Genomic DNA, 12417 nt, shown 5'->3' with positions numbered 1-12417 from the left:
ATGTGTTGAGCCAAAAAAAGCGGCCTTCCATCACAGGAAAGTACAGCCGGCCAGGCATTGAATCACGTCGACTACTTCGCGCATTTTCAGCGAGTAGAGCACGTTTTTGCCGTCGCGGTGGGAGCTCAGGATGCCCTTGAGCTTCATGCCCGTCAGGTGATGCGAGGTCAGGCTTTGCTCGGAACCCACCCGCTCGCAGATATCGGTTACCGACAGGCTTTCCTGGTTGGCCAGCAGCTGCACAATGGCAATGCGGGTAGGGTGAGCCGTGGTCTTGAGGATAAAAGCCACCTTTTCCATCTTCTCGGTGGTCAGGTTCAGATCGGTGGGGGCGGTAGCTGGGGTCATATGCTGATGCAAATGTATGTTCATTTGTTCATGTATACAAGTGTTCCTTTGCCATTGGTTCCAACAGCAGTCAATGGCGAAGGAATGACCCTCAACAAGCGCCCCGGTGCCTACTTCCGGCATTGGGTCTGGTGGCCCGCTGAGTGGCGGCTTCGGGTAGCGGCACATTTACCGCCGGCTCAGCGCACAAGCGGCTCTCAGGCTGCAGAAAAAGCTTCCGGCAAGGCTGATTTGCCCTTGGCGCCGCCGCCGCCGGGTAGGTGACGGCCCGCTCAGGATAATCCGTTGGCTGTGTTGCGGGAAAGCAGCCGGGGCCACCCATTTCCCGGCAGGGCCCCCAACTATCCCACCGCAAACAGCGTCTAGGCAACTACACCTGCTCCCATTTCCTTGATGGAACTATACAACACCCTGGCCCTGCTCATCGTGGTGGCCGCCGTTTTCGGCTATATCAACTACCGTTTTCTGAAGCTGCCGGGCGTTATTGGCCTGATGATTCTGGCCCTTGTCTCGTCCCTGCTGGCCATCGGGCTGGGCAAGCTGGGCGTGGATTGGGTGCTGAAAGCCGGTGAGCTGGTGCGCGGCATCGACTTTCACACCGTGCTCATGGACGTGATGCTGAGCTTCCTGCTCTTTGCCGGCGCCCTGCACGTGGATGTGGGCGCCCTGGGCCGGCAGGGCGTGGCCATCGGCACGATGGCCACGGTCGGCATTCTGCTGTCGACTTTCCTGATCGGTACGGCCTTCTACTACCTGCTGCCCCTGTTTGGGCAACCCATCGACTACATCTACTGCCTGCTGTTTGGCGTGCTTATTTCCCCCACCGACCCGATTGCCGTGCTGGGCATTCTCAAGGAGGCCCGCATCGATAAGTCGCTGGAAATCCGCATTGTGGGTGAGTCGCTCTTCAACGACGGCATTGCCGTGGTGGTGTTCATCAGCCTGTTTCAGATTGCGCAGTTCGGGGCCGAGCGGGCTACGCCCGAGGTAATCGGGCGCCTGTTTCTGGTGGAGGCGGTGGGCGGCATCGTGCTGGGCGCGCTGCTGGGCTACGTAACCTACTGGGCCCTGCGCACCATCGATAACTACCAGGTGGAAGTGATGATTACGCTGGCCCTGGTGATGGGCGGCACGGCCTTGGCCACTGCCCTGCACACCTCGGGGCCGCTGGCCATTGTGGTAGCGGGCCTGATTGTGGGCAGCAAGGGCCGGCAGCAGGGTATGTCGGACATCACCCGCGAGTATCTCGACAAGTTCTGGGAAATCCTGGACGAGATTCTCAACGCCGTGCTGTTCGTGCTCATCGGCCTGGAAATGCTCATTCTCGATATCAGCCGCACCACGCTGCTGGTAGGAGTGGTATCCATTGGGCTGGTGCTGGTAGCGCGCTGGGTGTCGGTGGGGGTGCCGCTGGTGCTGCTCAAGCGCTTCTACCCCTTCGACCGCCAGACGCTGCGCGTGCTAACCTGGGGCGGGCTGCGGGGCGGCATTTCGGTGGCCCTGGCCCTGTCGTTGCCCGAGTCCATGCCCCGCGATTTGCTGGTGGGCGTTACTTATGTGGTGGTGATTTTCAGCATCATCGTGCAAGGGCTCAGCATCGGGCCGCTGGTGAAACGGCTGGGGCTGAGCACGGCCCCGCCCACCGACGGCAGCACCGGCAGCTCCTCCCACTAGCCTCCCCCCGCGCCCTCTGGTAGAGGGCCATTGCTGATGCAACCCCCCCCCTGAAAATTGGGCACAAGCCGGCCCGCAATCCAACCGCTGACGGCACCTGGGCCGGGAGTGGGTTACTCCTGCCGGACGTGGGTGGGTTCGGGGTGCAGCAGCTGCTGGGCCGCCCATAGGCCTGCTTCCACGGCCCCGTCCAGCCGGCCCCATTCGCTGGCGGAGGTTTCGGCCCCGGCCCAGCGCAGCGTGCCGTTCCAGCACGACTGCCGCAACAGAGCTGGCCCCTGCAAAGGCACCTGCGTGGGCGCGGCCGCATCTTCGGGCACGCTGGTAAAGGGCTGCCGGGCCCAGTCCAGCTCGTGGTAGGCGAGGGGAGTGCGGGCGGGCGCCCCAAACAGGCGGCCCAGCTGCTGCACCACGGCCGCCTGCCGCTCCGGGGCCGGGGCCGCCCGCAGCGGGTGAGGCGTGGCGAAAAAGCCGAACAGCGCACCCACTCCCCCGGTGGCGGGCGAGGCATCATGGATTTCCGCCAGCGGCCCCGCCTGACTGACCGCAAACCCCGACCAGCCCGCCCCGCGCCAGAACGGCTCGGCGTACACGGCCACTACTTTCATGGAGTGCGCCATCCAGGTGGGTACGGCCCGCAGGGTTTGCTGCAGCAGCGCGGGCAGCGGCGGACTGAACTGCAGGCTGTGGGCGGCCAGCCGCGGCGGCAGGGCCACCAGCACCGCCGCCGCCAGGTAGGTGCGCGGCTCTCCGTTGTGCACGGCCGTTACCGCCACGCGGTCCGGCGCGGGCAGGTAGTGCAGGGCGGTAACGCTAGTGTTGAGGTGCAGACTGGCAGCGGGCAGCTCCCGGGCCAGCGCGCGGCAGAGCGCCGCCGCCCCGCCGGGCAGGCGCAGATAGCCCGCCGAGCCGGCCCGCTGGGGCAGCCGGTGCACGTCGGTCGGCGTTTCGTAGGTGGTGGCGCCGGTGCTGGGCTGTTCGAAAAACGGCAGGCCCAGCTCGGCGGCCAGCGCCAGCAGGTGGGGGTGATGCGCCCAGCCCCAGGTGGCCCCCAGATCCAGCCACTCGGCCTCGGGGTGGCCCGGCAGGGCGGGCACGGCCAGCGTACGGCCGCCCACCCGGTCGCGGGCTTCCAGCACCAGCACCGGCCGGCCGGCTGCGTGCAGCTGTCGGGCGGCAGTGAGCCCGGAAAGTCCCGCCCCGATGATCAGGACGGGCAGGGTGGCAGAGGAGTCAGCAGCACTAATGGCCATGGCGGGGGGGAAGGAGAGAGAATGCGGCCGCGCGGGCCCGTTGATAAAGCACCTAACTGGATTGTTCGGGCAGAAGTTTGGGCCGCCGGGCTGGCCGGACGGGGCGAACCACTTCCAGCCCGCCCTGGTACTGCAGCCCGGGGCAGCTATTGCGCAGCAGGTGGTGGTAGGCGCCAGCCCTACGATAATTGGTGGCCTGCCACCGATTATCGCAGGGCTGGTTGAGCAGCCCGTGGGGCTTCGTACCTCAACTGTGTAGGAGCCGGGGCCTGCGCTGCGTAGGTAGCCGTGGAGCCCTCAAGCCAGCGGCGGATAGGTAGTGACGGGCGGCTGTGCCCCGACCCGCACCCACCGGCCAGAAAGGTAGAGAGGCAGTGCTGGCCTCCTGCGCCGGCTTCTTGACAAAAGTCATGGCGGGAGCTTGACTTTGCGCATACCGTTTCTCGCCCGCCGTCCGGTCATTTGCCAGTGATTCTGCGCCAGTGCCAGTCTTCCTGCCGTTGCCTGAAGCAGTCCGCAGCGCACCTTCCGCCTCCACCACATGAACCAGGACCTACAGCAAAGTCTGGACGAAAACGCGAAGCAGTGGCAAGCCTTGTCCCTGACGATTTCGACCTCGGAAAAGGTGGCGTTTGATGCCCAGCACGACCACCTGTTTACCACGCACGGCTCCAGCTTCATGGCCCATGTGTACCGCACGGCCTTCGAGCAGGTGCTGCAGCACACTCCGGATGACGAGCGGCGCAAGCTGCTGGGCGCGTTTCAGCAGGCCATGGAAGGGGCCATTGCGGCGCGCTATTCCACGCATCCTTCGGCGGCGGAGTGCCATGCGTGCCACTCCCGGATGCTGCTGCTTTAACCGAACCGCACGCTTCGATAACGCCTGCTACTGCCCTGGCGAAAGCTTCTTTGCCCTCCATGAACTGCGCTTGCTGAACGACGATATGCCAGGCAGAACCTACCGCACTGCCGTGTTGCAGCAGGCGGTGGCAGCAAAGTCCTGATGCGGCTCCCGGGGCCGTACGGGGCTCATCCGGTTTGTAAGCCTCTTCTTTTCACCCTGCTAAAATTCCCGCTCCATGACCAAGTCCCAACAACAGCTGCAGGTAACGCTGGCCGAATGTCTCCAGGTTAATCTGGGTGGCCTGAATACCAGGCACGCGAAAAAGCTGCAAAAAACGATTGCCAACGCCTCGAAGAAGCTGGCCCGAAAATATGCCCGGTTCGAGGCCAAAGAGCAAAAAGGCGCTAAAAAGGCCAAGCCGTTGGCTGCCCTGCCGGCACCCAAGAAACAAGTGCTGCGGGTGATAAAAACCGTTCCCCAGCCTACTGCCAAACGTGCTGCTCCGGTAGCGCGCGGGGCGCAGAAAAAGAGCCTGCCCGGCAAAGTGGCTGCGCAGGCTTAGCAGCCCCTGCCTCCCGAACCCCCCAGCAGTGCGTTTGCCGCTACGGCCGGCGCGTGCCCAAAACCTGGGAAGGGTTTCGGCCGCCGCCGCAAGCGGCTGAACAACGGCCCTACGCCCGCGCCCCAGGGCGCTGAGCAATTCCCATCCAGCGCTTACCTATGGAGTATTACCTGACTTCCGTGGCCGACGTGGCCGCCGGGCTGACTACCTCGCCGGCCGGCCTTGACGCGGCCACGGCCCGGCAGCGCCTGGCCGAGCACGGCCCCAACCAGCTGGACGATACGCAGCAGAAAACCATCTGGCAGCTGGTGCTCCACCAGCTGGCCGACGTCATGATTCTGGTGCTGCTGGCCGCCGCCGGGGTGTCGGTGCTCATCGGGGAGGCCAAATCGGCCTACGTCATTCTGGCTATCGTGGGGCTGAATGCCGTCATCGGGTTCGTGCAGGAATACCGGGCCGACAAGGCAATGGAAGCCCTGCAGAAGATGGCGGCCAGCCACACCCAGGTGCTGCGCGACGGCCAGCCCACGCATGTCCTCACGGCCGAGCTGGTCCCCGGCGACGTGGTGCTGCTCGAAGCCGGCCAGGTAATTCCGGCCGACGTACGCTTTCTGGCAGCTTTCACCCTGAAAGTAGACGAGTCCTCGCTGACCGGCGAATCTGATAACGTGGAGAAAACCGTGGACACGCTGCCGCCCGGTGAGTATCCGCTCGGCGACCGGCTCAACCTGGGCTACCGCGGTACGGCCGTCACCAACGGCCGGGCCACGGCCTACGTGGTGGCCACCGGCATGGCCACCGAGCTCGGCAAGATTGCGGCCCTCATTCAGACCGACGAAGTGGTGACGCCGCTGCAGAAGCGGCTGGGCACGCTGAGCAAGCGCCTCTCGGTGGTGGCGCTGGTGGTGGGAGCCTTGTTTTTCGGGCTGGGCTGGCTGCGGGGCGAGCCCTGGGAAAACCTGCTGCTGGTGTCCATCTCGCTGGCCATTGCGGCCCTGCCCGAGGCCCTGCCGGCGCTGGTGACCGTGTCGCTGGCGCTGGGCGCGGGCCGGCTCATGAAAAGCCAGGCCCTGATGCGCAAGCTGCCGGCCGTGGAAACCCTGGGCTCGGTCACCTACATCTGCACCGACAAAACCGGCACCCTCACCCTCAACCAGATGACGGTGCAGGAACTCTACGAAGTGCCGGCCGTGACGCTTGATGGGCTGGCCGACCGCAACGCCCTGCTCACGGCCCTGGCCCTGAACACCGACGCCAGCCACGACCCGGAAAACCACTGGCTCGGCGACTCCACCGAAGTGGCCCTGGCCCGCTACGCCGAGGAAAAGGAATACGCCCGCCCCGCCCTGGAGGCGCAGTTTCCGCGTCTGGCCGAGCTGCCCTTCGACTCGGAGCGCAAGTGCATGAGTACCCTGCACCAAACCCCGGCGGGCGTGCTGGTGCTCACCAAAGGCGCCGCCGGCTCACTGTACAAGCAGCTCACCGACAGCCAGCAGGCCAGTATCGCTGACCTCACGCGGCGCGTGGATGCCCAGGCTGCGCAGGGCTACCGGGTGCTGGCCTACGGGGCCAAGCTGCTGCCCGAGCTGCCCGCCGACCTCACCCCGGCCGCCGTCGAAACGGGCCTTACCTTCCTGGGCTTCGCCAGCCTGGTGGATCCGCCCCGCGCGGAAGCCCGCCAGGCGGTGGCCGAGTGCAAGGCCGCCGGCATTATCCCCGTCATGATTACCGGCGACCACAAGCTCACGGCCAAAGCCATTGCTGAGAAGCTGGGCATCATTTCCTCCCAGGAAGAGCTGGTGCTCACCGGCTCCGAGCTGGCCGAGCTGGACGAGCCGGCCTTTGCCGCCGTGGTGGAAAAAGTGCGGGTGTACGCCCGCGTCGACCCGGCCCAGAAGCTGCGCATCATCAGCGCCCTGCAGGCCCGGCACCAGTTCGTGGCCATGACCGGCGACGGCGTGAACGATGCCCCGGCCCTCAAAAACGCCGATATCGGCATTGCCATGGGCATCAACGGGACGGAGGTAGCCAAGGAGGCGGCGGCCATGATTCTGCTCGATGACGACTTCGCCACCATCGTGGAGGCCGTGCGCCACGGCCGCCGGATTTACGACAACATCCTCAAGTTCATCCGCTACATCCTGGCTGGTAGCGTGGGCGAAATCACTACCTTATTTTTTGCCCCGCTGCTGGGCTTGCCCATCACGCTGCTGGCCATCCATATCCTGTGGATCAACCTGATAACCGACGGGCTGCCCGGCCTGGCCCTGGCCTACGAGCCGTCGGAGAAGAACAGCATGCAGCGCCCGCCCATCGACCCGCGCCAGACCATCTTTGCCGACGGCCTGGGCTGGTTTATCCTTTGTGTGGGGCTGCTGGTGGGCGGCATCACCATTGCCATGCAGGCCTGGTCTATCCGGCAGGGCCTGCCGCACTGGCAGACGATGGCCTTCACGGTGCTTTGCTTCAGTCAACTGGGCCTGGCGCTGGCCATTCGCTCGCGCCGCGAGTCGATTTTCAGCCTCGGGCTGCTCTCCAACAAGCCGATGCTGGGAGCCATTGCCCTGACAATCGGCCTGCACCTGATGATTCTGTACGTGCCGTTCTTCAATCAGCTGTTCAGCACCCAGCCGCTCACGGGGGCCGAGCTGGGCATGACGCTGGCGATTTCCAGCGTCGTGTTCTGGGTGGTGGAAATCCAGAAGCTGATTGTGCGGCGGCGGGCGGTGGCCGGGGTGCCGCAACCGTTGGTGCAGGCGCCCCGCCCAGCTGCGCCTTCCCGGCCCGCTTACCAGGGGTAAATACTCCGCTTTATTCTGCCGGCGGTTTGCCGGCTTTAATCCCTTTTGAAATGCGCCACCGCCTGTTATATCAATCTGCTGCGCTTGTGCTCGACTATGACATGGTTGATGATTTCCTGCACGCCCGCTGGGGTCCCGACCAAACCCTGACTACCACCAAGCTCGGCTACGAGCAGATTATCACCGCAGTCCAGCCCATGCACTGCCACTGCCTGCTCGATGACCGCCGCGAGTCCCACCTGATGTGGGACGAGCTGGCCGAGTGGATGGCCACCGATTGGTACCCGCGCGCCTGCCAGGCCGGTTTGACCCGCCACGCGGTGGTGTTTGCCACCGATTTCTTCGGGCATCTGGCCACCGAAAAGGTGCTGGCCCGCCTGGGCAAAAGCTCCATGACGGGCTACGACTCGGAGCTGGCAGCGCGCCGGGCGCTGCTGGCCAGGTAAGCGCCCCGGCCTCCGCTGGCCCGCCCTGGGGGGCTTTCTGAACTGCCCGACTGATACGCCCTTCTTAGCCGTTAGCGGCCACGACGGGAGCACCCTGCGGCAGGCTCCGGGGGCCACAAGCTGTGCCCGCTGCAGGTTGCCTGAACCTGATGGCCGGTTTCGAAATTCGCTATGGAACGCCCATCACTGCATCTTCTAAAGCTTCTTGTAAGTCGGGCCTGGCGGCTGCTGCGGGTTCCGCTGCTGGGCTTGCTGGGTTTGCTGCTGCCCTGGATGCTGTTCATGCAGCTGGCCCACGAGGTGTGGGAAGGCGAAGGGCTGCCGGGCGACCAGCAGATCCTGCTGCTGCTGCGCGCACATAGCAGCCCGGCGCTGAACATTGCCGCCGCCTGGCTGGCGCGGGCCGGTGGGCCGCTGGGGGCGCCGATGCTGGCCGGGGCCGGGGCGCTGAGCCTGTGGGCGGCGCGGCGGCGCGCTTTGCCCTTCTTCGTTCTGGCCGTGGCGGGGGCCGCCGTGCTCAGCCTGGCCGCGAAATTCCTGCTGGTCCGGCCACGCCCGGCGCTGTGGGTGGTGCTGCACCCGGAGCTGTCCTACAGCTTTCCCAGCGGCCATGCCATGGCCGCGGCCGCGCTGGCTACCGCCTTCGGGTTTCTGCTGTGGCCCACGCGCTGGCGCTAGGTAGCGGTGGTAGCGGGGAGCGTCTGGGCGCTGGGCATGGGCTGGTCGCGCATGTACCTGGGCGTGCATTATCCGTCCGACGTGCTGGCCGGCTGGCTGGGCTCGGTGGGGTGGGTGAGCGGCCTGCACGTGGTTTTTGCGCAGGAGCTGCGGGCGGTAAGCGCTGAAGTGGCCCGCGTGGTTGCGCCGGTACGGCAGTGGTACCAGAGCCGTAAGCGGCCGGCCGCCTGAGCGCAGGCTCGCACACTTCGCAGCCGGCAAACTTGCCCGCATAAACGGCACCTGCCAGCGCCCCCCCACCTAGGGCCGGCGGGCGCGCGGCACTTTCAGCCCGTTGGCGGTCAGAATGATGGTGCTGCTGATGGCACTTTCGCAGGTAGCCATTTCGTAGGTGATACCGCCGGTGCGGGCATTGGTGACTTCGGTGGCCTGGCAGATGGTGCGGCTTGGGTAGTGGGTGGTAAGCGTGCGCCGAATGGGCAGCGGCAGCGCGCCAACCGCCGTATTGGTGCCGGTTGCTTCCACGTCGCCGTTGGCGCTGAAGCGCACCAGCCGGCGGGTCTGGCTTTGCATGTAGCTGGCCTGATACCCGGTCCGCACCTTTCTCCATTTCACGTTGCGGGCCTGCGGATACAGCTGCTGCAGGGCCACGAAAGCCAGCGGCGGCACTTGGGCATCGGGGAGGGCCTGCGCGTGCAATGCCGGGGCCCACAACAGGGCCGCAAACAGCAAAAGGCTGATTTTCATGGCAGAACCGGCGCAATCCACCCACCAGGGCAGGGCCACCGGGCCAAATGTAGCGCCCCGGTTAGCGCCCAAACCGGCAAAAACTCATCCGGCAGGCATGAGCTTTGTCAACTGCCGCTTAGGCCGTGGTGCCCCGCATCCGCCGGGCGCAGCCGGCCTACCAGTGCGCCCGGCGCAGCTTCTCGGGCTCCAGCACCCGGATGGTGTTGGGCGTGAGGGCCACCAGGCCGGCCTGCTTGAACTCGTTGAGCGTGCGGCTCAGTGACTCTGGCGCCGTGCCCACCATGGCGGCCATATCGTCGCGGGTGAGCTGGATACCCGCGTCGGCGGCCCCGGTGCCCGTTTGCTGCTCGTGGAGCTGTACCAGCGTGTCGGCCACGCGGCGCCGAATGGAGCTGTAGGCCATGGCCAGCAGCAGCTCGGCCTGCCCGCTCACCTTGCCCGCCAGCAAAGCCACAAACTGCTGGCCCACGGCGGAGTTGCGCAGCAGCAGCTCCATGAAATCGTCTTTGGGAATGTAGAGCAGCTCCGATTCGTCCACGGCAATGGCCGAGTCGCAGTGGGGCGTGTGCTGCAGCAGCGGCAGGTAGCCGAAGAACTCGCTGGGGCCATACAGGCCCACAATCAATTCCTTGCCGCTGTCGGTGGTTTTCACGGTTTTCACCCGGCCACTCTGCACAAAGTACAGCCGGCTCGATTCGTCGCCTTCCAGATAAATATCCTGTTTTCGGCGAATCAGATGGGGTTTGCGGTCCAGCGAGAGGCTGGCTAGGTCGCCGGTCTGCTGCGCTTCGTCCAGAAACGTCTGCAGCTGCTCTCCGCTCAGGCCGGGCTCGGGCTTCAGGTGCTGAAAGCGGCTGAGCCGTCCGCTGACGGCGCTGAGCAAATCGGCTTTTTCGAAGGGCTTGCTCAGGTAGTCGTCGGCCCCCAGGGCCATGCCGCGGCGGCGGTCAGCCTGGTCGGTTTTGGCGGTGAGGAAGATGAAGGGCACGCCCGTGAGCTGCGGGTGCTGGTTGAAAATCTGGAGCACCCCGTAGCCGTCGAGCACCGGCATCATAATGTCGCAGACTACCAGGTCGGGCCGGGTGGCCAGGGCCAGCTGCACGCCCTGCTCGCCGTTTTCGGCCATCAGCACGGCGTAGCCGGCCAGCTCCAGTAGCTGGGCGGTGTTTTCCCGGATAATCTGGTGGTCTTCAATGAGCAGGATGGTGGCCATGGCAGGAGAGAGGCGTTGAGAAGGGGAGGCGTTGAAAAACCGTCATGCTGAGCGCAGCCGAAGCATCTCTACCGCTTCGTTGCAAGGGCATTGATTACCTGCGCGGTAGAGATGCTTCGACAAGCGGACGCCAGATCAAGCATGACGTTCTGTTTCACTGCTCACCGCCCTCAATCGGGCGTGGTGAGGGGCAGGGTGATGGTGACAGTGGTGCCCTGGCCGGGGGTGCTTTGCAGGTCGATGGTGCCGCCCATCAGCTCCAGGTATTTGGTGATGATGTACAGCCCCAGGCCGGTGCCGGGCTCGGTGATGACGCTGGGGGCGCGGAAAAACTGCTCGAACAGATGGGCCTGGTCTTCCCGGGAAATGCCCACGCCCTGGTCCTGCACGGTTACCGTCAGCTCCCGGGGCTGGCAGCCAGCCCGCACCGTGACGACCGAATTTTGGCCGGAGTATTTGAGGGCGTTGGAGAGCAGGTTCATCAGAATTTTGCGCAGCAGCGACGCATCCAGCCGCACCGGAGTGGGGCACTCCACCTGCCAGTCGATAGTTTGGCCGGCTTTGAGCAGGCTTTGCATGTCGGCCACCGTGTCACGCACCAGGTGGTCGAGGTTGAGGTTGGCCGGGTGGGTTTCCATCTTGCCTTCCTCCAGGCGGCCCACCGACAGGAATTCTTCCAGGATGTTGTTGAGGTGCTGCACCGAGGTGCGGATGTGGGCCACGTACTTCAGGCGCTGCACCTGCTGGTGGCCGCCGGGAAACTCCTCAATCAAATCGGCGGAGGTGAGCACGGCCGTGAGGGGCGTGCGGAACTCGTGCGAGGCCATGCTCACGAAGCGCGACTTCAGCTCGCCTAGCTCCTGCTCGGCCTGCAGGGCCAGGGCCAGCTCGTCGCCGCGCTTTTCCAGCTGCTCCAGGGTGAGCAGCAGGGCGTTGGTGCGGTCGATGACCTTCTGCTCCAGCTCGGCGTTGAGCAGGGCTACGCGCTGGTGCTGGGTGCGCAGCTCCTGCTCGGCGGCCTGCTTGGCGCTCAGGTCCAGGATGTAGGCCACCACGTACAGCTCCTCATCGAGGTAGAAATAGCTCAGGCTGGCTTCCACCGGAAACACGGTGCCATCCTGGCGCTTGCCGGCCAGCGGACGGTTGTGGCCCATGTTGCGCACCTGCGGGTCGGCGTTGTAGGAGGCGCGCAACAGGGCGTGGTGCCGGCCGGCGGCATCGGGCACCAGCACCTCCATGGGCTGGCCCAGCAGCTCGGCCGGAGCGTAGCCGAACAACTGCCCGGCCCGCGCATTCACCGACACCATGTGGCCCGGCTGGTCGCAGACGATGATGCCCAGCGTGGCGTTGGTGAACACGGCTTCGAAGCGGCGCACGCTGTGGGCCAGCTCCCGCTCGGCCTGCTGCAGGCGGCTGTACTCGGTGAGGTTGATCAGCAGCAGGGGCCGGCCCTCAATTTCGCAATACGTCAGCTTGACGTAGGCCCGAAACGGCTCGCCCGCATGGCGGCGAATGTCGGCTTCCAGCTCGTGGTGGCCCTCGCGGCGGGTGAGGTCGCAGAGGTCGAGCCACTGCGCGGGCGTCCAGGGCGGAGTGCGCAGCGAGTGGTTGGGGTCGGCTAGGAAGGCTTCCTCCGAAGGGTAGGCCAGCAGCCGCACCCCGGCCGGGTTGACGTGGGTGAACCAGCCCAGGGCCAGGTCGTAGATGCCCGCCATTTCGCCGGAATGGGCATACAGTACCTCGGCCAAAACAGCGGTGTAGGCAACCGGAAGGAGGGGCATAGGGAGGGAAACACCGCGCGGAGGCCCCAAACGGGCAGCAGGCACGCGCGGCCGTATGCAACCGGAC

10 protein-coding genes and 1 pseudogene are annotated in these 12417 nt (G+C 65.5%); 6 read left to right on the top strand and 5 right to left on the bottom strand.

Annotated elements, in window-relative coordinates; translation table 11 throughout:
* Positions 1–30: 30 nt before the first annotated feature.
* Positions 31–348, bottom strand: a complete 318-nt coding sequence (locus O3303_RS19920) for an ArsR/SmtB family transcription factor (protein ID WP_269562190.1) — start codon at positions 346–348, stop codon at positions 31–33.
* Between the two features lie 393 nt (positions 349–741).
* Between O3303_RS19920 and O3303_RS19915 the strand changes: the two genes are divergently transcribed.
* Positions 742–2022, top strand: a complete 1281-nt coding sequence (locus tag O3303_RS19915; protein ID WP_269562259.1) for a cation:proton antiporter — start codon at positions 742–744, stop codon at positions 2020–2022.
* Between the two features lie 113 nt (positions 2023–2135).
* Here O3303_RS19915 and O3303_RS19910 read toward each other — a convergent pair whose 3' ends face one another.
* Entirely contained in the window at positions 2136–3275 is a 1140-nt protein-coding gene (locus O3303_RS19910) for a flavin monoamine oxidase family protein (RefSeq protein ID WP_269562189.1), read from the bottom strand.
* Positions 3276–3816: 541 nt separating this feature from the next.
* Between O3303_RS19910 and O3303_RS19905 the strand changes: the two genes are divergently transcribed.
* The 5 genes and pseudogenes from O3303_RS19905 to O3303_RS19885 all read left to right on the top strand — a co-directional run bounded on the left by O3303_RS19905 (position 3817) and on the right by O3303_RS19885 (position 8837).
* Positions 3817–4134 carry a hypothetical protein gene (locus O3303_RS19905; protein ID WP_269562188.1) on the top strand — a complete coding sequence of 106 codons (318 nt, stop codon included), beginning with the start codon at positions 3817–3819 and terminating at the stop codon, positions 4132–4134.
* 220 nt (positions 4135–4354) lie between these two features.
* Entirely contained in the window at positions 4355–4681 is a 327-nt protein-coding gene (locus O3303_RS19900) for a hypothetical protein (protein WP_269562187.1), read from the top strand.
* A gap of 158 nt (positions 4682–4839) precedes the next feature.
* Entirely contained in the window at positions 4840–7482 is a 2643-nt protein-coding gene (locus O3303_RS19895; protein ID WP_269562186.1) for a cation-translocating P-type ATPase, read from the top strand.
* Positions 7483–7532: 50 nt separating this feature from the next.
* The gene (locus O3303_RS19890) at positions 7533–7928 is read left to right on the top strand and encodes a hypothetical protein (RefSeq protein WP_269562185.1); all 396 of its coding nucleotides are present in this window, start codon (positions 7533–7535) and stop codon (positions 7926–7928) included.
* Positions 7929–8099: 171 nt separating this feature from the next.
* Positions 8100–8837 (top strand): annotated as a pseudogene (locus O3303_RS19885) (phosphatase PAP2 family protein).
* A gap of 69 nt (positions 8838–8906) precedes the next feature.
* On the opposite strand, the gene O3303_RS19880 reads toward O3303_RS19885, so the two are convergent.
* From O3303_RS19880 to O3303_RS19870, 3 genes are all read right to left on the bottom strand, one after another.
* A complete protein-coding gene (locus O3303_RS19880; RefSeq protein WP_269562184.1) occupies positions 8907–9353 on the bottom strand; it encodes a hypothetical protein in 447 nt (148 codons plus the stop codon).
* Positions 9354–9510: 157 nt separating this feature from the next.
* Positions 9511–10569, bottom strand: a complete 1059-nt coding sequence (locus O3303_RS19875; RefSeq protein ID WP_269562183.1) for a response regulator — start codon at positions 10567–10569, stop codon at positions 9511–9513.
* Between the two features lie 170 nt (positions 10570–10739).
* Positions 10740–12350, bottom strand: a complete 1611-nt coding sequence (locus O3303_RS19870) for a sensor histidine kinase (protein ID WP_269562182.1) — start codon at positions 12348–12350, stop codon at positions 10740–10742.
* Positions 12351–12417: the final 67 nt, after the last annotated feature.

It is taken from the genome of Hymenobacter canadensis, assembly GCF_027359925.1.
In the GTDB taxonomy this organism is placed as follows: Bacteria; Bacteroidota; Bacteroidia; order Cytophagales; family Hymenobacteraceae; genus Hymenobacter; species Hymenobacter canadensis.
This window is presented reverse-complemented; position numbering and strand designations above follow the sequence as displayed.

What these genes read in the sequence shown, in the direction of transcription:
- O3303_RS19920 (WP_269562190.1), bottom strand. Translation starts at nt 348, where the DNA reads ATGACCCCAGCTACCGCCCCCACCGATCTGAACCTGACCACCGAGAAG.
- O3303_RS19915 (WP_269562259.1), top strand. Translation starts at nt 742, where the DNA reads ATGGAACTATACAACACCCTGGCCCTGCTCATCGTGGTGGCCGCCGTT.
- O3303_RS19910 (WP_269562189.1), bottom strand. Translation starts at nt 3,275, where the DNA reads ATGGCCATTAGTGCTGCTGACTCCTCTGCCACCCTGCCCGTCCTGATC.
- O3303_RS19905 (WP_269562188.1), top strand. Translation starts at nt 3,817, where the DNA reads ATGAACCAGGACCTACAGCAAAGTCTGGACGAAAACGCGAAGCAGTGG.
- O3303_RS19900 (WP_269562187.1), top strand. Translation starts at nt 4,355, where the DNA reads ATGACCAAGTCCCAACAACAGCTGCAGGTAACGCTGGCCGAATGTCTC.
- O3303_RS19895 (WP_269562186.1), top strand. Translation starts at nt 4,840, where the DNA reads ATGGAGTATTACCTGACTTCCGTGGCCGACGTGGCCGCCGGGCTGACT.
- O3303_RS19890 (WP_269562185.1), top strand. Translation starts at nt 7,533, where the DNA reads ATGCGCCACCGCCTGTTATATCAATCTGCTGCGCTTGTGCTCGACTAT.
- O3303_RS19880 (WP_269562184.1), bottom strand. Translation starts at nt 9,353, where the DNA reads ATGAAAATCAGCCTTTTGCTGTTTGCGGCCCTGTTGTGGGCCCCGGCA.
- O3303_RS19875 (WP_269562183.1), bottom strand. Translation starts at nt 10,569, where the DNA reads ATGGCCACCATCCTGCTCATTGAAGACCACCAGATTATCCGGGAAAAC.
- O3303_RS19870 (WP_269562182.1), bottom strand. Translation starts at nt 12,350, where the DNA reads ATGCCCCTCCTTCCGGTTGCCTACACCGCTGTTTTGGCCGAGGTACTG.